This window comes from Brevibacterium sp. UMB1308A (assembly GCF_030230605.1).
Classification (GTDB): domain Bacteria; phylum Actinomycetota; class Actinomycetes; order Actinomycetales; family Brevibacteriaceae; genus Brevibacterium.
The window spans coordinates 30,808-51,803 of record NZ_JASPDO010000012.1 but is presented as its reverse complement, the minus strand read 5'-3'; the positions used below and the strand labels follow the sequence as shown (position 1 = coordinate 51,803).

19 protein-coding genes are annotated in these 20,996 nt (G+C 60.4%); 15 read left to right on the top strand and 4 right to left on the bottom strand.

Features of this window, described 5'->3' with window-relative positions; all coding sequences use genetic code 11:
* Nucleotides 1-33: 33 nt before the first annotated feature.
* The 4 genes from QP868_RS06830 to QP868_RS06815 all read left to right on the top strand — a co-directional run bounded on the left by QP868_RS06830 (nucleotide 34) and on the right by QP868_RS06815 (nucleotide 4,068).
* The gene (locus QP868_RS06830) at nucleotides 34-2,364 is read left to right on the top strand and encodes a transglycosylase domain-containing protein (RefSeq protein ID WP_284925848.1); all 2,331 of its coding nucleotides are present in this window, start codon (nucleotides 34-36) and stop codon (nucleotides 2,362-2,364) included.
* A gap of 57 nt (nucleotides 2,365-2,421) precedes the next feature.
* Complete coding sequence (locus tag QP868_RS06825; protein ID WP_284925847.1) at nucleotides 2,422-2,583, top strand: Sp36 family protein; 162 nt, start codon at nucleotides 2,422-2,424, stop codon at nucleotides 2,581-2,583.
* Nucleotides 2,584-2,585: 2 nt separating this feature from the next.
* Complete coding sequence (locus QP868_RS06820; RefSeq protein ID WP_284925846.1) at nucleotides 2,586-3,041, top strand: RidA family protein; 456 nt, start codon at nucleotides 2,586-2,588, stop codon at nucleotides 3,039-3,041.
* 103 nt (nucleotides 3,042-3,144) lie between these two features.
* Complete coding sequence (locus tag QP868_RS06815; protein ID WP_284925845.1) at nucleotides 3,145-4,068, top strand: NUDIX hydrolase; 924 nt, start codon at nucleotides 3,145-3,147, stop codon at nucleotides 4,066-4,068.
* A gap of 6 nt (nucleotides 4,069-4,074) precedes the next feature.
* Here QP868_RS06815 and QP868_RS06810 read toward each other — a convergent pair whose 3' ends face one another.
* Nucleotides 4,075-4,881 carry an MBL fold metallo-hydrolase gene (locus QP868_RS06810; protein WP_284925844.1) on the bottom strand — a complete coding sequence of 269 codons (807 nt, stop codon included), beginning with the start codon at nucleotides 4,879-4,881 and terminating at the stop codon, nucleotides 4,075-4,077.
* Nucleotides 4,882-5,056: 175 nt separating this feature from the next.
* Nucleotides 5,057-5,734 carry a Crp/Fnr family transcriptional regulator gene (locus tag QP868_RS06805; protein ID WP_284925843.1) on the bottom strand — a complete coding sequence of 226 codons (678 nt, stop codon included), beginning with the start codon at nucleotides 5,732-5,734 and terminating at the stop codon, nucleotides 5,057-5,059.
* Between the two features lie 161 nt (nucleotides 5,735-5,895).
* Between QP868_RS06805 and nth the strand changes: the two genes are divergently transcribed.
* Nucleotides 5,896-6,657 (top strand): endonuclease III, encoded by a 762-nt coding sequence (nth, locus tag QP868_RS06800; protein WP_284925842.1) that lies wholly within the window; start codon nucleotides 5,896-5,898, stop codon nucleotides 6,655-6,657.
* Nucleotides 6,650-7,342, top strand: coding sequence for an NUDIX hydrolase (locus tag QP868_RS06795; RefSeq protein ID WP_284925841.1), 693 nt, complete (start codon nucleotides 6,650-6,652; stop codon nucleotides 7,340-7,342). The genes nth and QP868_RS06795 overlap by 8 nt, the downstream gene beginning before the upstream one ends.
* 72 nt (nucleotides 7,343-7,414) lie before the next feature.
* Here the strand turns inward: QP868_RS06795 and QP868_RS06790 are convergent, their stop codons facing one another.
* Complete coding sequence (locus QP868_RS06790) at nucleotides 7,415-7,822, bottom strand: phage holin family protein (protein ID WP_284925840.1); 408 nt, start codon at nucleotides 7,820-7,822, stop codon at nucleotides 7,415-7,417.
* A gap of 115 nt (nucleotides 7,823-7,937) precedes the next feature.
* Entirely contained in the window at nucleotides 7,938-9,926 is a 1,989-nt protein-coding gene (gene acs, locus QP868_RS06785) for an acetate--CoA ligase (protein ID WP_473964634.1), read from the bottom strand.
* Nucleotides 9,927-10,077: 151 nt separating this feature from the next.
* Between acs and QP868_RS06780 the strand changes: the two genes are divergently transcribed.
* From QP868_RS06780 to QP868_RS06740, 9 genes are all read left to right on the top strand, one after another.
* Nucleotides 10,078-12,702, top strand: coding sequence for a hypothetical protein (locus QP868_RS06780; RefSeq protein WP_284925839.1), 2,625 nt, complete (start codon nucleotides 10,078-10,080; stop codon nucleotides 12,700-12,702).
* A 215-nt stretch (nucleotides 12,703-12,917) separates the two neighbouring features.
* On the top strand, nucleotides 12,918-13,946 hold the full coding sequence (gene ssd, locus QP868_RS06775; protein ID WP_284925838.1) for a septum site-determining protein Ssd: 1,029 nt from the start codon (nucleotides 12,918-12,920) through the stop codon (nucleotides 13,944-13,946).
* 6 nt (nucleotides 13,947-13,952) lie between these two features.
* The gene (locus QP868_RS06770; protein WP_284925837.1) at nucleotides 13,953-15,092 is read left to right on the top strand and encodes a TadA family conjugal transfer-associated ATPase; all 1,140 of its coding nucleotides are present in this window, start codon (nucleotides 13,953-13,955) and stop codon (nucleotides 15,090-15,092) included.
* 29 nt (nucleotides 15,093-15,121) lie between these two features.
* Nucleotides 15,122-15,934 carry a type II secretion system F family protein gene (locus QP868_RS06765; RefSeq protein WP_284925868.1) on the top strand — a complete coding sequence of 271 codons (813 nt, stop codon included), beginning with the start codon at nucleotides 15,122-15,124 and terminating at the stop codon, nucleotides 15,932-15,934.
* An 11-nt stretch (nucleotides 15,935-15,945) separates the two neighbouring features.
* Nucleotides 15,946-16,554: a type II secretion system F family protein gene (locus tag QP868_RS06760; protein ID WP_284925836.1), complete on the top strand. Its 609-nt coding sequence runs from the start codon at nucleotides 15,946-15,948 to the stop codon at nucleotides 16,552-16,554.
* A 170-nt stretch (nucleotides 16,555-16,724) separates the two neighbouring features.
* Complete coding sequence (locus QP868_RS06755; protein WP_284925835.1) at nucleotides 16,725-16,910, top strand: DUF4244 domain-containing protein; 186 nt, start codon at nucleotides 16,725-16,727, stop codon at nucleotides 16,908-16,910.
* Between the two features lie 191 nt (nucleotides 16,911-17,101).
* Nucleotides 17,102-17,443: a TadE family type IV pilus minor pilin gene (locus QP868_RS06750; RefSeq protein WP_284925834.1), complete on the top strand. Its 342-nt coding sequence runs from the start codon at nucleotides 17,102-17,104 to the stop codon at nucleotides 17,441-17,443.
* An 85-nt stretch (nucleotides 17,444-17,528) separates the two neighbouring features.
* A complete protein-coding gene (locus tag QP868_RS06745; RefSeq protein ID WP_284925833.1) occupies nucleotides 17,529-17,897 on the top strand; it encodes an Rv3654c family TadE-like protein in 369 nt (122 codons plus the stop codon).
* 704 nt (nucleotides 17,898-18,601) lie between these two features.
* A complete protein-coding gene (locus QP868_RS06740; RefSeq protein WP_284925832.1) occupies nucleotides 18,602-20,989 on the top strand; it encodes an HNH endonuclease in 2,388 nt (795 codons plus the stop codon).
* Nucleotides 20,990-20,996 lie beyond the last annotated feature (7 nt).

Here is a 20,996-nt window from a genome sequence, read left to right as displayed (position 1 = left end):
CCTGTGGCTTGCGGCCATCGGTACAATGTTGCCATGGTGTCTTCTGCGTCCAACAAAAAACCCAACCGCTTATCTCTGCTCCTGCAGTTCATCGCAGTCAGTGCAATCGCTGGGATTGTGGGTGCCGGTTTGGCGATCCCGTCAGTGGGTGTCGCCTCGGTCGGTGCTAAGAACGCTGCCGATATCTTCAACTCGCTCCCAGCAGAGCTGGAAGAACGTCCTCTGGCAGAACAGTCCAAGATGCTGGCTGCCGACGGCTCACTCATTGCGAGCTTCTACTGGCAGAACCGTAAAGAAGTCCACATCGACGACATTTCGCAACACATGCAGGACGCAACAGTTGCGGTGGAAGACGAACGCTTCTTCGAGCACGGTGGCGTGGACCTTCAGGGTATTTTCCGCGCGCTGGTGCACAACACGTTTTCTAACTCCAAGCAGGGTGGTTCCACGCTGACACAGCAGTACGTGAAGAACGTGCTGTCAGAGAATGCTCACTCGGAAGATGACGCAGAGGGCGTGGAAGCAGCAACAGAAGCAGACGGTGCCGCGGGGTATGCGCGTAAGCTTCGCGAAATTAAGTTGGCGACCGCGCTTGAAAAGAAGTACCCCAAGATTGAAATCCTCAACCGGTACTTGAACATCAACAACTATTCGGGTTCTCCGCGAGTGTACGGTGTGGAAGCTGCCGCTCACCACTACTGGGGCGTTAAAGCTAAAGACCTCAACATTGAACAGTCGGCGTTGCTGGCTGGTGTGGTGAAGAACCCGGCAGCATACAACCCAGAACGTTTCCCTGACCGTGCGTTGCAACGCAGGAACATTGTGCTGGGCCAGATGCTGAAGTACGACTACATCTCGCAGGAAGAATACGACAAAGCTGTCAAAACTGAACTGGGACTGAAAATCCACAACACGCCTAACGGTTGTGCCGCGGCTAAGGACGCTGCCTACTTCTGTGACTACGTGCAGCGTGTAATTGAAAATGACCCGGTTTTCGGTAAGACAAAAGAAGAGCGCGCCAACGTCCTTGCCCGAGGTGGTTTGACGGTCAAGACGACGCTCAACCGGGATATGCAAAAGGCTGCAGATAGCACCGTGAAGAAACGGATCCCAGTGGGGGACCCATCGGGCGCAGGTCACTCGATTGTGACGGTTGAGCCCGGGACCGGAAAGGTCCTGGCGATGGCCCAGAACCGTAACTACTCCGTGGCTGAAGGTAAAAAGAACGTCGACACACAGCTGAACTACAACGTGGACCGTAAGCACAACGGTGCGAGTGGGTTCCAGGTGGGTTCGACGTGGAAGCCTTTTGTGCTGACTGAGTGGCTACGTGAAGGCAAGAAACTCAACACCACGGTGAACGCGACGAAACGAACCTACTCTGCTGGTTCGTGGAAGTACGACGGCTGCCCGGCTGCAGGTGGTAAATGGAACCCCAACAACGCTGGTGACGGTGGGGGATCCAGTTCGATGACTGCACTCCAAGCCACCAAGAAATCCGTGAACACGGGATACGCGGCTATGGGTAACCAGCTCAACATGTGCGGAATCATGAAGACCGCACAAGCATTGGGGCTCAAGTACGGAAACGGTGAACCGCTGGACGAGCCACAAGAAAACTGGAAGAAGGAACGAAACCTCTACATCTCCACCATGCCTTCTTCGATTCTGGGCACCACACCGGTGGCACCAATCGACATGGCTGCCGCATATGCGGTGTTTGCCTCAGGCGGTACGTACTGCAAGCCGTCCCCAATCGACAGCATTAAGGACGCAGAAGGCAAAGACGTCAAGGCTCCAGACCCCAACTGCCACGAGGCAGTCGAGCCTGATGTAGCTAAAGCAGTGGCGTACGCGTTGTCGCAGACCTTCAACGGAGGTACGACCTCACGCTTGAGGATCGGCGCTCCCGCAGGTGCCAAAACCGGTACCACGAACTTCGAAGTTGGTCACACATGGTTGCTGGGCTTCACGTCTACCCTGTCGACCGCTGTGTGGACAGGTGACCCAGACGGTGTGCGCGACTGGCGTAAGAACTCAAAGGGTAAAGTCCGCGGACGCGTTTACGGTGGAACCATTTCTGGTCCGTCGTGGCAGGCATACATGAACAAGGCCATCAAACACACCAAGGGTAATGAAGGTTTCCGCGCACCCGGTTCCATGATGGGCTCCGGCGGTGGCAGTGGCGGCGGCTCCGGCAACAGCGGTGGCGGCGGAGGTAGCAACAACGCCCCTGCCCCTAAGCCTAAGAAAAAACCGTCTAAGAACGGTGGTGGCGGAAACAACGGCGGCGGTGGCTCCAGCAATAACGGCGGAGGCGGCGGCAATGGTGGTGGCGGTGGCGTCAACACCATCGGCGGCTAGGACCGCTTAACCCTGCAAACTGAGCGCACCGCAGGGTGCGCGATGAAAGGTGACAACATGCAAAAGTGGGAATACGTAACTGCTCCTCTTCTGATCCACAACACCAAGCAGATCTTGGACATGTGGGGCGAAGATGGTTACGAACTGGTCCAGGTTGTACCCGGTCCCGACGGTCAGGGACTGGTCGCGTACTTCAAGCGTCCTAAGCAGGAGGGCTAACAGTGACAGTCGCGGAGAAGCTTACGGAACTCGGCATTGAACTGCCCGAGGTTCCGGCACCTGCTGGTGCGTATGTTCCAGCCCTGGTCGATGGCGACCACGTGTACACCTCGGGACAGTTGCCGTTTGTAGGCGGTGAACTGGTCAACCCCGGTGTACTGGGGGACTCAGTTACGGTTGAGGCCGGTTATGACGCGGCGAAGCTGTGCGCCATCAACGCGCTTGCAGCGATCCAGTCCGTTGTGGGCGACTTGGACCGTGTCAAGCAGGTGGTAAAGGTTGTGGGGTTTGTAGCCTCTGCCCCCGGATTCGACCAGCAGCCACGTGTCATCAACGGAGCGTCCGAACTGTTGGGCGAAGTGTTCGGCGAGCGTGGCCAACACGCACGTTCGGCAGTGGGGGTGTCAGCGCTACCTCTTGGCACCTCGGTCGAAGTTGAGGTCACAGTCCGAATCTAGGATTCGCGCCGAGTTACACACGTAAAGTCACACGTAAGGACATCCACTGCCACACCGTTCGCACACGATCCCCGCATCCCAGGGGCTCACAAAGATCCTGAACATGTTTGAAGGTGGAGAGCGAGCGCTGACACCTCCTCAACCGCTACCCGCTTCAGCGATCGTTCTGATTCGCGATTCGGAACACGGCGTCCAGATGTTCATGACACGCAACGCTGACGAACCTGGGCAGGACGACCGCAACCGGTGGGACTTCCCTAGCGGGCAGGTGCGCCCGTCGGATTCACGCTGGTTGCCTATGGCCGGAGTGGCGCCTGAACGGTGTGCGCGAATGTTACGGAAAACCAATGTCACGCGTTCACTCGCGTACTTTGTGGCCGCCGGCCGCGTTGCTTTAGAGCTCACCGGCGTGCTCGTTGCGCAGACCGCTGAAGGAACAATCGCAACCGAAACTGACGTGACCTACGTGCGTGACGCGCGTGCCAAACTGTTTCAGAAGAAGGTGGCGTTTGGGGATGTTTTGGAAACTCGCAATTTGGAGTTCCGCCCCGACATGTTGCGTCCGTGGTTACGCTGGGTCAACACCGAATGGCAGCTCAAGCGCTATGACACCGTGTATTTCACAGCCGTGATGCCACCAGACCAGACCGTGAACTTTGAATCGGTCACAGGCGCCTGGGGTGGTTGGGTGAGCCCAGCGGAAGTCTTGTCGATGTGCGGTGACCACTCCAGCGACTCCATCAGTGGACCCGTTCGCCTCATTTGCGAATCGCTGTTAGGCGTGCCAAGTGTGGCCGCTGCAATGTGTAAGATCCGCGACGTCACGCCCATTACTCCCGAGGTGTTTAAAAAAGACGGCACCTGGTGGGTATCCCTGGATCCGCGCGCTGACCCTTCCGAACGGGGACGCACGCGACAGACCGAGGTGGTTGACACCTCGGGCGACGAAGAAGGCGAGGACCCGCAATCCTTGACTTCCGACCTGGAGGAAGTCGACAGCCCGTCGAGTTCCTCCAGCGAAGTGTGAGCGGGGTCAGCTGTTTAGTAAGTATTCCAGCTGTGCGGATACCGACGACAAGACGGCGGGGCGGAGTTTCTGCGGGACGTCAGCGTAGGCGACGTCGGCAATTCGGCCGGCGTACTCTTGTGAGATTGCTCCGGTCGAGTCGGTTTCGATCTGGCCCACCTGCTCAACCACTTTGCTCACTTGGTTGAGGCGGTCCTTGCGGTGGGAAATGTAGTAGTCAACAACTGCGCGGGGGTCTTTGATGGTGGGGCCGTGAGCAGGTTGGATGGTCTCAACGGTGTGATCGACCAGATCAGAGATTCGCTGCATGGAGTCCAGGTACTGTCCCACTGAACCTTCCGGGTACATGATGACGGTGGTTCCCTCTCCCAGGATCGTGTCGCCGGAAAAAAGGGTGTTCCCGTGGAGCACGCTGATGGAGTCCGCCGTGTGCCCAGGTGTGGGGATGAGCGTGAGGCAGTCGTTTGCGTGCGAACCGAATTCGACCACGTGTCCTTCTGGCTGTAGTGACGTTAGCGCTGGTGCACCTTGTGCAAAGGTCTCATCGACCGCGTAAACAGGTACGCCGGGGGCCCATTCGTGCGCGGTGCCAAGCATCTCGGAGTGGTCTGCGTGGTGGTGTGTGAGCACGATAGCCGTGAGCGTGGCGCAATCGACGGCGTTTTCAAGAGCTTGCTTGTGCGACGCGAGCTCAGGGCCCGGGTCAATCAAGGCGACAGTACTCAGATCGCTTGACTTCACGATGTACGAGTTTGTGCCGTCAAGCGTCATAGGGGACGGGTTATTCGCTGTCACACGGATATGTGGCTCCATTGCCTTTCTCTCCTCACGTGGACGTTAAGTGCATTCATGGTACGTATGCGGTCCACCAATACTGAACTCGTGTCCACAGTGTGGTTACCCGAAGGTAAGGCGAGGGTGAGATAACGAGAAGCGCGCCTGGCACACAAGCCAGACGCGCTTCCACTGTGTTTGCGCGTGCGCGGGTTTAGTGCGCGCGGTGTGTCAGTCGCTCTAGGTCCAAGATGACAACCGAGCGGCCTTCAAGGCGAATCCAGCGACGTTCAGCGAAATCGGCGAGTGCCTTGTTCACGGTTTCACGTGAAGCGCCAACAAGCTGAGCGAGTTCTTCCTGGGTGAGGTCGTGGGGCACCAGAATGCCGTCTGGGGCAGGCTTCCCAAAACGGTTCTTCATGTCGAGGATGGCTTTAGCAACGCGGCCAGGAACGTCGGAGAACACCAGGTCGCCAACAGTTTCGTTTGTGCGACGCAGTCGCTGTGCAAGCGCCTTCAGCAGGTTCATAGCGGCCTGCGGGCGTTCTTCAAGCCAGCGGAGCAGGTCTTCGTGCTTGAGGCTCAAAACCTCCGACTGTGAAACAGCGGTCACCGTGGATGAACGCGGGCCCGGATCGAACAGTGCGAGCTCACCAATGATTTCGCCGGGGCCCACAACCGACAGCAGGTTTTCGCGTCCGTCAGAGGATTCGCGACCTACTTTGAGTTTTCCAGTGGACACGATGTAGAGCTCGTCTCCGCTGTCACCTTCGTGGAAAAGGGGAGTGCCACGGCGAATACTGCGCGGTTTCATGAACTTCATGAGGGCGCTGGTCGATTCTTCATCTAGTCCGGCGAACAGGGTCGCGTTGCGGACGACTTCGATGTCCACTATCTACCTCCATGGGAAAATGCCTTTGGTACAAACCTACCCGTTTTGAGGCGCTTGTCACACTTCAACAGACGAAGTGTAACGATCTTTTAAGCGTTTAAAGCGTGGCGCTGGGGCACCTGTCTCATGTCTTTGATCTGCGCATTGCATAAGCTGGAGGAATGAAGCCAGTCATCCCTGCCCGAAAACGACGCCAGTTCGCTCAGGAGACTCGTTTGGCGAAAGTGCGTCGTGCGCGCAAGATCGACAGGATTCTTGCACAGGTGTTTCCGGATGCGCGGGCGGAACTCGACTTCACAAACCCGTTTGAACTTCTCATTGCCACGGTGCTTTCAGCGCAAACAACGGATGTGCGCGTCAACCAGGTGACGCCTGCGCTGTTTGCGCGTTATCCCAGTGCGCACGAACTTGCGGTGGCCACGCGCGAAGACGTTGAAGCGATCATCCGACCCACGGGCTTCTTCCGATCTAAAGCAGCCAACATCATTGCGCTGGCCGTTCAGCTGGTGGAGGTGTATGACGGTGAGGTGCCGCGCACGCAAAAGGAGCTGGTCAAGCTTCCCGGAGTGGGTGTGAAGACCGCGAATGTGGTGTTGGGCAACGCGTTTGACACCCCGGGGCTCACCGTTGACACGCACGTGGGTCGCTTGGCGCGGCGCATGGGTTTCACCAAACACACCGACCCGCTCAAAGTCGAAGTTGATCTGCAAGACCTCTACGACCCGCGGGATCTCACCTTGGTGTCGCATCGCCTGATCTTCATGGGGCGTCGGATCTGTCACGCGCGCAGGCCCGCGTGTGGCGCGTGCCCAATAGCCCGCCTGTGCCCTAGTTACGGTGAGGGTGAGCTTGACGAGCAGACGGCCGCGTCTCTGTTTGCTTACGGGCTGGAGTACCCCGAAGGTGGGTGGAACCTTGACTGACGACACGCATTTGCGTTCGCTGCTGAGTGCGCTGCCCACCACCATTACCGAACCACACTGGTTGGGCGCCCGCCTGGCCCGAGGCGGGTCCGAGTTGCGCGACGCCGCGGTCCTCATGCTGTTCGCACGCGGGCAGAAACCCAGAACGCTGGCAGGCAAGCGGGAGGTCGCCAGGTTGGACGACCTCGGCGTGGGGGATGTGGACGTGCTGATCTTGCAACGCGCGGCGACCTTGCGTCAGCACGCGGGACAGCCGGCGTTTCCCGGCGGACGGAAGGATCCCGAGGACGTTTCAGCTGTCGCTGCCGCTCTGCGGGAGGCGCAGGAAGAAGTGGGTGTGGAACCTGGGTCGGTGGATGTGCTGACGCAGATCGACCCGATTGCGGTGCCTGTGAGTCGGCACAACGTCACGCCTGTGGTGGGTGTGTGGACTGAGCCGGGGCCGGTCAAAGTGGTTGATACGGCGGAGTCGACGCGGGTGTACAGAGTGTCCGTCGCGGATCTGGTGGCGCCTGCCAACCGTGGGGTTTTTTACCCAGCAAACCGGGCGTACACCTCGCCGGTGTTCGATGTGGGCGTACTGAAGGTCTGGGGTTTTACGGCCGGGCTACTGGACTTTGCGTTTACGGAGCTGGGTTGGGCTACCGACTGGGACGACCGCACCTACATGCACATCGACGTGTAAAACGGCATAAAGAAAGCGAGCGTGGCGATGCGATTTAACGCGCCGTCACGCTCGCTTTGCGTTGCTTGATGATCAGTAACGCGGGCCGGTGGGGTTCTTCAAGGCACGCACAATGGCGTCCTTGACAGACTTTCCACGGTCAATTGCGGCGGTAGGTGTGGGGTTGCCCTTCTTGAGAAGCGGAATTGCCACGCCCACCATGATTCCGGCAATGACCACCAGGATCCCGAACACGATCAGGAAGCTAGCCCACCAAGGCAGGTTAGCGACCTCGTGGAATACCGCGGACAGAGCAAAAATTGCCATGAAGCTCGACAGGAACAGAAGGAACAGGGCTGCAACGGCCAGCCCGCCACCGATTCCCAGGTTCTTGGCACCGGCCTGCGCTTCGGTCTTCGCCAGAGCGATTTCCTCTTGCGCAAGTGCTTGACTGTCATCCTTGATGTCCTGGATGAGCTGAGACAGGGACCGTTCGGTCATGGAGCGTCCTCCTGCAGACGGCTTCTAGAGAGTTTCTTTTTCAAGGATAGGCGTTATTTACCCTCGAGGTGAAACCGCGCTTGATTTTGTGTTGAAACCAACGTGAATGGTCGGTTTACTTTCTGTCGCGGTTAACCGAGGCTGCAATCGCGTCCATGACCGAGGCGTCGGCCAGGGTGGAGGCGTCTCCCGCGTCGCGGTTTTCGGCGAGGTTCTTTAAAAGTCGGCGCACGATCTTACCCGAGCGGGTCTTGGGGAGTTCGTCCACAATGTACACGCGCTTGGGTTTGGCGATGGGACCGATCTCCTGGCCTACGTGGGCGCGGAGTTCCTGTTCGATCGAGTCGGTGTCTTGAACGTTTCCACGCAGAATCACGAACCCGATAACAGCCTGACCGGTGGTTTCGTCGGTTGCTCCCACAACTGCGGCTTCGGCAACTGACGGGTGGCTGACGAGTGCGGATTCGATTTCTGTGGTGGACAAGCGGTGTCCGGATACGTTCATGACATCGTCGACGCGGCCCAGGAACCAGATGTCGCCGTCGTCGTCATAGCGGGCGCCGTCGCCGGCGAAGTACATGCCTTCGAAACGGGACCAGTAGGTTTCCTTGAACCGTTCAGGATCGCCGTAGACGGTACGTGCCATGGACGGCCAGGGTTCCTTGATGACCAGCAGGCCAACTTGGTTGGGTCCGATTTTCTGGCCGTTGTCATCCACGACTTCCACGGTGATTCCGGGAAGTGGGGTTTGTGCGGAACCGGGCTTAAGTGAGGTCACCCCAGGAAGAGGCGCGATCATGTGCGCACCGGTTTCGGTCTGCCACCACGTGTCCATGATGGGCAGTTCGTCGCGGCCAATCACGCGGCGGTACCACATCCACGCTTCTGGGTTGATGGGTTCGCCCACGGAGCCCAGCAAACGCAGGCTGGACAGGTCGTACTTCTGCGGGATCTCTTCGCCCCACTTCATGAACGTGCGGATGGCGGTAGGCGCGGCGTACAGGATTGTGGCCTTGTACTTCTCCACGATTTCCCACCAACGGCCCTGGTGTGGGGTGTCCGGGGTGCCTTCGTAGATCACCTGTGTGGCGCCTGCGGCCAGGGGACCGTAGGTGACGTAGGTGTGGCCCGTGATCCACCCGATGTCAGCCGTGCACCAGTAGACGTCGGTTTCAGGTTTGATGTCGAATACAGCGCGCATGGTGTACACGGTCTGCGTGAGGTATCCACCTGACGTGTGCAGAATTCCCTTGGGCTTGCCGGTGGTGCCCGAGGTGTACAGGACGAACAGCGGATTCTCGGCTTCGAAAAATTCGGGGGTGTGAGTGGTGGGCTGGTCGCCCACGACGTCGTGGAACCACTGGTCGCGGCCCTCAACCATGTTGGTGTCTTCGCCTGTGCGCTTGACGACCAGGACGTGCTTGACGGAAGTTTCCGACTTGCTCAAAGCGGCATCGACCGTGCCCTTGAGGTCCGAGGGCTTTCCGCGACGGAACCCGCCGTCAGCGGTGACAACCACCTCGGCCTGGGCGTCCTCAATGCGGGAGTGCAGAGCGTCAGCCGAGAACCCACCAAACACCACAGAGTGCGCGGCACCCAGGCGGGCACAGGCAAGCATGGTGATGACGGCCTCGGGAATCATGGGGAGGTAAACCGCAACCCGGTCACCTTTTTTGACACCCAGGGAGGCGAGCGCGTTGGCGGTCTTGCAGACTTCTTCCGTGAGCTGAGCGTATGTGTAGGAGCGGGAGTCGCCGGGCTCGCCTTCGAAGTGGATGGCCACTCGGTCGCCGTTGCCGGCCTCCACGTGACGGTCAAGGCAGTTGTAGGCGACATTCAGGGTGCCGTCGGCGAACCACTTGGCAAAAGGCGGGTTGGACCAGTCGAGGACTTCTGTGAACGGCTTATCCCACGACACGAGTTCGCGCGCGTTGTCCTCCCAGAACTTGAGTCGGTCTGCTTCTGCGCGCTGGTATTCGTCTTGGGTGACGTTCGCGGCCGAGGTGGTCTGTTGCGAAGGCGGGAAGGTTCGGGTTTCGTCCATCAAGCTGGAAGTGTTCTGCTTAACGTCGTCGTTCGCTGCCACTGGTTTCTCCTTCGTCATTGAGGTGAGTTGGGCCTGCATAGTCACAATACATGGGGCCAAATGCGGGCGTGCGTAGTCACCATATAACGAAACTTTTGAAAGATTTCTTAGTGTGACCGCCGAAATTCTGACAGTATGAGACTGAAGTCCGATTAAGGAGTATCCCTGTATGAGTCATCCAAACTCTCCATCCCCGTGGGGCGCACCGGGTCAAGGACAGCAACCGGGCGCACCGCAACCAGGTGGGCAACCTGGTGGGCCGCAGCCGGGCGGGCAGCAGTATCCCGGCGCAGGACAGCCGGGCGGGCAGCCGAACGGGCAGTACGGTCAGCCTGGTGGCCCGGTTCCTGGGCAGCACGGCCAGCCTGGTGGGCAACCTAGCGGGCAACCGAACCTCGGTAGCGCGCCCAACGCTTCATACCCCGGTGGGCACTACGGCCAACCGGCGCCGGGTCACAGCCAGCAGGCTCCTGGGCAACAGGCGCCAGGGCAAGGCCAGCAGAGTCAACAAGGCGGCGGAAGCCCGTGGGGCGCCTCGGGATCAGGACCACAGCACAGTGGGTCATGGCAGGCCCAAGGGTCAGCACCCCAGCAGCCGGCGTACGGTAGCGCGCCTGCGCACCAGGGCCAGCCGAACTCCGGACCGGGTGGTCAGGGACAGTTCAACCAGGGGCTGGGTGGTCAGCCTGGATATGGAAATGCGCCACAGAAGCCTGGGTTTGGATCAGCGCCCGGGCAACCTGGATACGGGAGCGCGCCACAGCAGGTAGGTGGCTTCGGCGGTGCGAACGCAGGCGTGCCCATGCCGGAAAATGTGGGCAAGAAAGCTAAAAAACCAAAGCAGTCGAAGGCTCCGGGTGCAGGGCTAATTGGACCGTTGACTCTGCGAGACATCTTGCTTTTGGTGGCCGGTTTGTTTGCGCTTGTAGCGCTGGCCACGCCGGGGTACGCCATTCGTGCGCAGGGAGTTTCGGCTGGTGCCGAATGGTTCGTGCAACGGTGGTCGGCCGCCACGATTGGTTATGTGGTGCTGGGTGTCCTGCCTATTTTGGCGGCCGCTGTACTCACTTTGGTTAACAAGCTCACGGGAAGCATTCGGTTGATCGGATCGCTGAGTGTGGATCAGCTGATTTCGGTGCTGTGCGCGGTAGCGCTCGCGATGAACATGGTGTTGCTGGCCACAATGGTGACGTATTTCCATGTGGGTGCCGTGTTTGGTGTTCTGGCCTCGATCATTGGTTTCCTCGTAGGAACGCTGACTGTTATTCCGGTGTTTGGCAAAGAGTTTGCGCACCGTCCAGCTGTTGATGCACACCCCAAGGCTCGTCCGTACACCAAGGGCGGTGCTGTGCCGGCCGCACAGGTGGCGCAGGGAGCACAGGCACCCGTTGTTGAGAATCACGGTGGGCAGGGCTCGCAGCCTGCTGGCGGATACGGTTCGCAGCCGGGTTCGCAGTTCGCACCAGGGCAGGGCGCGCAGCCGGGTTCACAGTTCGCACCAGGGCAGGGTTCAGTGGCTGGAGCTCCTGATCAAACGCAGGCAGGATCGCAGTCTGCTGGTGGACACGGCTCACAGCCTGGAACACACGCGGGGCCTGGTTCACAGCCGGGTTCACAGTTCGCACCGGGACAGGGGTCGCAGCCAGGTGCTGGTGCGCACGAGTCGGCGTCGCAGCCTGGTTCCGCACAAGAGCAGCCGTGGGCGGCGCCCAGTGGTCAGTCAGTGACCGCGGGCGGTAACACGGGACACGGTGCGGGTGCGCCGCAGAATCAGGAGCAGGGCCAGAAGAGTGATGACACGTTCCACACGTCTGATGACGAACAGACGTACCTGGGGCGTCACAGTGCGCAGAAACCTCGCTACGCCCAAAACCAGCCCACTCAGGCGTTCGTGACTGGTGGTAAGGAAAACCAGGCAAGCGAACAGCCAGGTGGACCGTGGGCGCAGAACTCGTCCGCATCAGGTAGCGCAGCGGAAGAACCGCAGAATGCCGGTACGTCGCAGAAGGCAGACGATCCGAAGAAATCTGACGAACCACAGAAGGCTGAATCTGCACCGGAGCCCAACTGGGCGCAAGGCGCGGGTGATGTGAATGGTTCGGGGCAGACAACCTCGGCGGCGGAACCCAACCGGGCGGACGAAAGCCGCGGTAACAGCGGCGCTGGTGCGACCGGAGTGGCGGCAGGCGTCGCAGGCGCCGGTGTAGCTGCAGGAGTAGCTGGAGCAGGCGTGGCCAACGATGAGGGAACAGCTGGCGCGGGAACAGCGCAGTCGCAGAACCCGTGGGCAAAGCCAGACGCGTCGACCGAAGCCGGCAGTGAGAGCACGGTGAAGGACACCTCGGAGGCGGGTTCGAGCGCTCAGGGTGACTCGCGCCGTGAGCCCGACGCGCGTGGTGACGCGGAAACCGGAGTGGTCGATGACAACGAGCCCACGCAGTACTTCCGGCCGTACGAATACTCGGAGCAGGGCTTCGAACCGGTGAATGAGGGAGCAAACGGGGCAGCAGGTGAGCAGGTGGCGTCCGCGGACCAGGAGACGCAACTTTCGCAGGCCGTGCAGCCGCAACAGGAAGCCGAAGAGCAGGCTCAGCCGCCGGCGTCTGAAGCGTTCTGGTTTGCGGTGCCGGACCCTCGCCCGGCGGTGGATGAGGCCACGGGGAATACCGTATTTATGGTCACGCCAGGTGAATGGTTCCTGGCGGTTCAGAACCGTGGCACGTCTTTTGTTGTGCACAACAGTGAACAAGAGGAAGGCGTTTTGCACAATGTGTCCGATGTGATCCTCCCGTAGACACGCACTCATAGCACCCGCACTGTGGATAACTCCCGGTGCGGGTGCTTTTGTGTGTGCGTGTGTGAGGGGGTGACCCGCTACGGGCCGGGGCACGCGTAACTCTGCGACACAGGTTGACCACCTTTGTACACAGCCAGGGGTCGTTACTGCGGTTTTCCACAGATGCGTGACCGGCTCTGGAACGCAGGTGTACGGCGTCACACAGTGAAGCTATGCAAATAGTTTTATTCACGCACGTGCAAAGTCTGATCGAACACTGTTCCGCGCTGGCCGACGGGGTGGGGGTGACTCTGGAAGTCCGCAGTCCCGACAGCGGTGGCTGGCAAAACGCCGTCCTCATTCTGGTAGGCGAGGACGTCACCCATGCGCCCGCAACGCCGGGGATACCCAGTGTGCTGGTGGGAGCCGAAGGGGCCGGGGATGACGTGTGGCGGGCAGCCGCCAGGCTGGGGGTGGACAACGTGGTGGTGCTGCCCGCCGGTGCCGAATGGTTGTCGCAACGCATGATTCAGGCGGTCGAACCACCTCGGGCGCCTGCGTTGACCCACGGGGTGATTGGGGGAACCGGAGGGGCCGGCGCCTCGGTGCTGGCGTGCGCGGTGGCGCGGCAGAGTGCGGAGTCCGGGGTGTCCACGGTGCTAGTCGACGCTGATGCGTTGGGTGGCGGGCTCGACGTGGTGCTGGGGTGCGAAAACATCGAGGGACTGCGGTGGCCCGCGTTGGCGAGTTCACGTGGGCGTTTGCGACCTTCGACGCTGCAGGACGCGTTGCCCAGGCAGGGGAACTTGTCGGTGTTGTCGTGGGATCGCACGTTGGATGAGGACACGTCGAAGATCACGGAGGGCGTGTTCGATGCGGTGATCGCGGCGTCGCAGCAGGCGTTTGACTTCGTGGTGATTGACCTGCCCCGGCATGCGCCGATCGAGTGGGCGGCCACGTGTCACAGCATGACTGTGGTGACGCCGGGTCGGGTGCGGGCCGCGGTAGCCACGGCGGCGGTGGCGAGCAGACTCACTCAGGTGCACTCCTCGATCCGGGTGGCAGTGCGGGAAAGCGGCCGCGGTGGGGTGGACGCTGAGTTGCTTGCCAAAGCGGTGGGTGTGGATCTGGCGGGCACGTTCCGGGATGACGTGGCGTTGGGCGAAAAGCTGGACCGAGGTGAAGGGCTGCCCCGCGGGCGCACGAACCTGGCGAAGTTCGCGAGTTACCTGTTTGATGACGTGTTCGCGGAGGAGCGGTGAGTGGTCATGAAGGAGTGGCTTGATGACGATCTCGTAGCCGAGGTCCGCGACTACTTGCTGGAAAATCCGGGGCCGGTAACGACCTCGGCGGTGGCGAGCGCGCTTGCGCGATCCGGGAGGGTTTTGGGGTCCGCGGCGGTGCTGGAACTGGTGGCGAAGATTTCCGCACAGTTGGCGGGCGCGGGGCCGTTGCAGCCGTTGTTGGATGACGTGTCGACGACGGACGTGTTTGTGAACGGGCCGCGGGACGTGTGGGCCGACCACGGTGAGGGGCTGTGCCGGGTGCCGGTGTCGTTGGGGACCGAGGCGGATGTGCGGGCGCTGGCTGTGCGGCTGGCGGCGTTGGGCGGGCGGCGGTTGGATGACTCACAGCCGCTGGTGGACGTGCGGTTGCCCGATGGGGTGCGGTTGAACGCGGTGATCCCGCCGTTGTCGGGGGATGTGACGGTGTTGTCGTTTAGGATTCCGCGGCACCGGGGGTTCACGTTGAGTGAGTTGGTGGGGGCGGGGACGGTGGTGCCGGATGTGGCTGACTTGTTGTTGCACGTGTTGGAACGGCGGAAAAATTTCTTGATTTCTGGTGGGACGGGGTCGGGGAAGACCGCATTGTTGGGGGCGTTGTTGGCCGAGGTGGATCCGGACCAGAGGTTGTTGGTTGTGGAGGATTCGCGGGAGTTGAGTGTGGCGCATCCGCATGTGGTGCAGTTGTCGGCACGGCAGGCGAATGTGGAGGGCATGGGTGAGGTGTCCATGGCTGATTTGGTGAAGAACGCGTTGCGGATGCGGCCGGACAGGTTGGTGGTGGGGGAGTGTCGTGGGGCCGAGGTTCGTGACATGCTCACCGCGTTGAACACGGGGCATGAGGGCGGGTGCGCCACGATTCACGCGAATGCGGCCAGTGCGGTGCCTGCCCGGTTGGAGGCGCTGGGGGCGTTGGCTGGGATGACGCCGGAGTCGGTGACGTCGCAGGTGAGTACGGCGTTGGATGTGATTGTGCACGTGACGCGGGGGCCCAGGGGGCGGGTGGTGTCGCAGGTGGCGGTTCCGGTGTTGGACAGTGGTGTGATTTCGACGGTTCCGGCGTGGGAGTTAGGCAGTGGCCGAGGTCCCGGCTGGGCGGATTTGGCCGCGCGGTTGCGGGGTTAGTGGGTTTTGGCGGTAGGGGCTAGGGCTTGGTGATTGTTGTGTTTGTTGTGGTGGCGTTTGGTGCGGGGCTGTGCGCGGCGGCTGCAGTGTGGCTGTTTATGGGGCCCGGCGCGGGGGCGCGGGTGCGCAGGATTTTTGGTGGGAGTGTTGGTGGGGCTTTTCGCGGGGGCTTCGGTGGGAGCGGGGCCGGCCGGGGCGGTGGGGCTCTTGAAGGGGGCCGAGGTCGTTTCCGGGACCGCGTGCGCGCGTTCGTGATGCGGGTGCGTGGTAGGGGCGATGCTGCGGTTGCGGTCGATGGGAGCGAGGATTCGCCCATGATCGCGGTGATTGACCGGGCGGTGCAGTTGTTGAAGGTGGGGATTGAGCCGGCGCGGGCGATGACGCTGGTGGCGGACCTGCCGGATAACGAGGTGGTGGAGCGGGTGCTACGCAAGGTGGCGCGGGCCATGGAGTTGGGTGAGAAGCCGGATCAGGCGTTGCGCATGTACGCCGGTGAGCTGGGCGATGAGGACGCGCGGATTCTTACTGGAATGGCGTCGGTGTGGTTTGTGTCGGAGCAGGCGGGTGCGCCGGCGGCCGAGATGCTGGAGTCGTATGCGTCGACGTGTAGGGACCGGGCGGATGCGATGCGGGAGCGCGATGTGGCGTTGGCGGGGCCGATTTCGACGGTAATGGTGTTGAGCTGGTTACCGATCATGTCGTTGGGGTTGGCGGTGCTGGTGGGGGCTGACTTGGTGGAGTTGGTGACGTCGTTACCGGGTGCGCTGAGTATTTGTGGTGGTTTGGTGCTTTTAGTGGCGGGGCGGATTTGGATGCGTTCCATGCTGTCGAGTGCGAGGTAGAGGTGAGCACTGTGGCTGTGTTGATTGTGGGGGTCTGCGCGGGGTGCGTGGTGTGGCTGTTGTGGCCCAGATCGTCTGGGAGGTTGAGCCAGCTGTCGCAGGCGAGGCGGGTGCACCGGAGCAGTGTGTTTGTGCGGGTGTGGAAGTGGGCGTTTGGGAAGCTCACGCTGGGGGAGAGTCGGGTTGAGCAGTTGGCGTTCGACTTGGATTTGGTGGCGATTTGTTTGCGGGCGGGGTTGCCGATTCCGAGGGCGTTTGAGTTGGCGGCGAGGGCTACGCAGGACCGGTCGGGGTTGGGTCGGTTAGGTCGTTCTTTGGCACTTGGGTCTGTGGATAACGCGTTTGCGGGAGTGCAGGATCCGGTTGGCGAGCACCGCACGGTGGTTTCGCTGGTGGAATTCTCGAGGTCCACGGGTGTGGCGTTGGCGCCGCTTTTATCGGGCCTGGCGTCCGATATGCGTAGGGCAGAACGCCGGCGTCGACAGATGGCGGCTGCGAAACTAGGCGTTCACCTGGTGATTCCTTTGGGAGTGTGCGTTTTGCCGTCGGTGATTCTCACGGGTGTGGTGCCGGTGGTGATCACGTTGGTGGGCGACATGTCGGCGATTTTTGTGCGGTGAGGTTTGGGTTGTTGCTGAGGCGCGGAGCCTGTGGACAGTGAACGTGTTGGAGTGGCCGGTGGCATGTGGATGAAACGGCGTTTTCCACAGTTGTGGTTGGGTCTCTTTCGGAGGGGGAGTGCGGTGCGAGACGCTCAAAGTCCATCGCAGACAAAGAGAAAGGAAAGACGATGGAGTCGAAAGAAATTACTCGTATTGATCTGAGTGATGAGACCGGGGCGACTACGGCAGAGTACGCGATTACAACTCTGGCTGCGTGCGGTTTTGCGGCGCTGTTGGTGGTGTTGCTCAAGAGCGATCCGATCAACAACATTCTGCTGGATCTCATGCAAGTCGCTTTGAGAATGGGGCAGTAATGCGTTGGCTCGCTCCACTGCGGGGATCGGTGCAGGAAAGAGTTGAACATATTGGGCGCTGTGCTGGGTTCGACGGGCATGGGACTGTGACGTCGGTCAGTGTGCTTGGCGATCGCAGGAGTGTGTCGGGTGAGCGCCGAACAGGCTCTGGCCAACGCAGGGTAAGGGGGCGGAGCAGTGAACGTGGCACGGTGACTGCTGAGTTTGCTGTGGTGCTTCCTGCGTTGGTGTTGGTGCTGATCCTCGTGGTGGGTGCGGGTGTTATTGGGATTGCACAGGTGCGGGTGTATGAGGCGGCTCGGGCGGGTGCCAGGGAAGCTGCCCGAGGCGAGCCCGTACATGACATTGAGAAGGCGGCTAAGCGTAAAGCGGGGCCTGGCTCGACCGTGACGGTGTCGCAGGGTGGAGCGTTTGCGAAGGTGCATGTGAAGACGACGTTGCCAAAAGCGTTGCATCCGATCATGAAGGATGTGGAGGCGTCGGCTGAAGCGCGGACGGAGGGTCAAAGTGATGGTTCGATTGGTGGACGCTGAGGCTGAGGTGTGTAGCGCGGGCTCTGTGACGCGAGTGTGTGGGGTTTGCGAACAGGGGCGTGGCGCACGTGAGCGGGACTATGGCATGCGTGAGCGAGACTATGGCGCGCGCGAGCGGGGGACCGCGACGGTGATGGCGGTTGCGTTGACTGCGTGTGCGTTGGTGCTGATGGGCGCGGTGGGGTTCGCTGGGCGAAGCGCGTTGATTAAGGCGCATGCCGAGGGGACAGCGGACTTGGCTGCGTTGGGTGCGGCTGACGCGGTGCGCGGCAAGGTGCCTGGTGAACCGTGCAAGGTGGCCAAGGAGATGGTGGAGCGTGAGGGGCTCGACCTGGCCGACTGTGTTGCGCGCACGGATCTGGGCACGGTGAAGGTGGAAGTGAAAGCTGAGATGCCCAAACCTCTGAAAGCGATCAAGGTGACCGCGGTGGCCGGTAACCCGCAAGGGTATTGAGTGTGTGGGCGCGATGTGAAGTGCGGGAGTGCTGAGATCGCAGAAGGCTGGGATTGGTGTGCTCAGGGTGGTCTGCTGTGAGGGTCTGCTGAACGCGGTCCATCAGTCCAGTTGGGGGAGCGGCGACGGTGGTTCGGCGCGAGATTGTGAAGCGCGAGTGCGCGCCCACTTGAGCGCGGATTCGACGAGGTGGATGTGCGGGTCGGGTGAACGCAGGGTAAGAGCCCGGAGTAGTGAAGGTGGCACGGTGACTGCTGAGTTTGCTGTGGTGCTTCCTGTGTTGGCGTTGGTGGGTGGGTTGTGCGCTGGAACTAGCTACACATACGAGTTTCACTTCAAGTGTTTTTGGGAGGGGGAGGGGAGGGAGAAGAAGTCGAACCAGGCTGCGTCAAATGAGTGCGAAACCTGAGTGCTGCGAAGTAGGTGGTAGCCCTTCCGATGGACAGCGCCGATTGTGCGGGAACTCGAACGGCCCCGGGATCCTGACGTTGGTGGTGAGCGGTAGCTTGAACGACCTCGGGGGGCGGGTTCGCCATGAGCGCTACGGCGGCCCAGTGGAGCGCGGGAGTTCGATGTGGCTCAGTGACTTTCCTTTACGCTGAAAGATAGAACATATATCGAAGTTGAGCAAATAAAAACTTCAAGTGATATTGAATGTGTGTTCGAATGATGGTAGGCTAGAACCACAAAGGAGGTGAGCAACGATGCTTAATCCAGGCTTAGAGGAAGACATGGACCTTTACCGCGAACCCAGTGATGCGGTGTTTGAGGCTTTCGGGCAAGTTGAGTGTGAGGTCAACGATGCGACTATTAAGCGCGCGGAAGCCTTGGTTTCTGTGGTCGTTGCTCACCTCGACCCATTGACAGATGACTCGTCGGAGCTACGCACAGTTTTTGATGCCGAGGCGGGAGCAGCTCCGACTGTCGTCGGGCAAGTCCCCAGTTTCGCTGGTGAAACTCGGGTTGATGCGTTTGGTCAAGTGCGCGAACAAGCACCCAGGGTATCGATTGATGACACTGTCGTATGCGTGCCCACGCCTAACGGTGGTGTGGTTTCAGTAAAAGACGTAGAACAGTTGCTGGACTCGTTGCCTTCTCCAACGGTGGGGATGCTTTCGCAGTTCATGGACTGCACTGGACCGCAGGTGATCACTGAGACCCGTCGGGTGGTGACGGGAGCACTATTTATGCCCAAGCTGTGGGCATTAGCGAAAGCCGGTGTCGTTGGATATGACCGGGTGTCATATGTCGCCCGAAGGCTGTCGCACTTGGGGATCTGTGTTCCACTATTCGATGAGCTTCTCACGTCGCGACGACTGGACGTGACCTTCAAAACGTTTAGAAAACACGTCAATGAGATCATTGCGATGCTGACCACCCCAAAGAGCCGAAACGAAGACGCGGTGCGAAACCGGTGCGTGCGGTACTGGGACAACGGAGACGGTACGTCCACGGTGACGATGACCGGCCCCACCCTGGTAATGCACGCGTACTTCGCGCGTTTAAGTGGTTGCGCGCGGGCGGTGAAGAAAAACGATATCGATCCGTTCATCGCCACGCTTTCGGATAAAGACCGCGAAATCCTTGTCCCCGGCGAATCTGGTGAAAAGGTTAAACTCCGGGTCGGTGACCTGGGTGACGTGGAAATCGACGACGACCGGTTGATGGACCAACTCTTATTCGACATGGCTGTCGGCGCTATTCCCAGTACTGAAGTACACGCAAAAGTCGTACCCACAGGGCAACGGAAACCGGCCAGTGTGGAGCATGACGAAAGCGTTGACTCTGCAGGTGAAGGAGTCAAGGGGCTAAGTAGCGTTCCCGTGTTTAACGACAAATGGGAAGCCAACAATGCGCAGCGCGTGTATGAAATGGAGCTGTGCATCTCCATGCCAATCAACGAGGAATGGTTAAAAGCTCAGACCAACATCAACGTCACGGTCCCCGTGCTCCACTTCCTCAAGGATCAAATGCCGGGACTCATTGAGCTGGATCTGGCAGCAAACGGTGTGAAAGTGCCTAGTGGTGACGGTCAGGCAACGGAAGATCGGCCCCCGGGCGGAACAGATCCGGGTGGTGAACCGCCGGGCGTAGAGCAACCAGTCGGAATGAACGCAGACAGTAAACCACAAGGTGACGATCCTCCGGATGGAAGTGGTTTAAGTGGAGTCCCGCCAGCTGGATATCCGCCGAATGAAGATGCGCGAACTGAAGGTGCGCAAGGTGGCAAAGCGCCTAATGAAAATGCCCAAGGTGCGGGACCGCCAGAAGAAGATGGCTCGCACGAGACCGCGACGCGCGAAAATGACGGGAACATGGCTCGCCCAGTTTTGGTACGGGAACGTCTGAATGTGCCCGCGATGGTGAATAATCGCACTCCGATTGATGACCAGACTGCTGATGAACTGATCTCGCGGGCAACGTGGGTGTATCGGATGTTTACCGACCCAGACACTGGTGTTGTGCTTCAATCAACCCCCACAAAGTACCGCGTGACAGCGCCACTCAAGCGCGTGATTGAAGCTCGGTCAGTGATGTGCTCGGTGCCATGGTGTCCGGTGCCGGCACGGGTGTGCGAGAAGGACCACATAGAGCCGTTCAACCATACGGACCCTAAGCGTGGCGGGCAAACCGTGCTGGAGAACCTGCACCCGTTGTGTAAGAAGCATCACCAGGAGAAAACCAACAGGCGCATCAGCATCACCACACGTGACGACGGAGGACTGGCGGTTGAGTTCCCACGGATCGGCACGACGCTGGTGTATCCGCCGGAGTCCAGAATTAATCAGGAGCAGTTCGAGCAGTTGGTCCAGTTCTTCGACGCGGGGAAGTTGGATGTGAGTCGCTCGGTGGATGGCTTTCTGGACGCTGAACATGCAAAGGCGGGGGTTGCGGCTTCGAAGCAGTTCGTGACGCAGGAAGAAATCACTAGGCCCGTTGAGACAGAAGAGGCAGATGAGTCGGCTGACGCTGAGGGTGAGCCGGGCGACGAGCAGGCTACCCGTGAGGGTGAAACTGAGTGCGACGAGCGGTCTGTTTGGGAGTATGCGCCGGTGCCGGGAGAACTGGTTGGTGACGCGCCACCGTTCTGACGTTCTG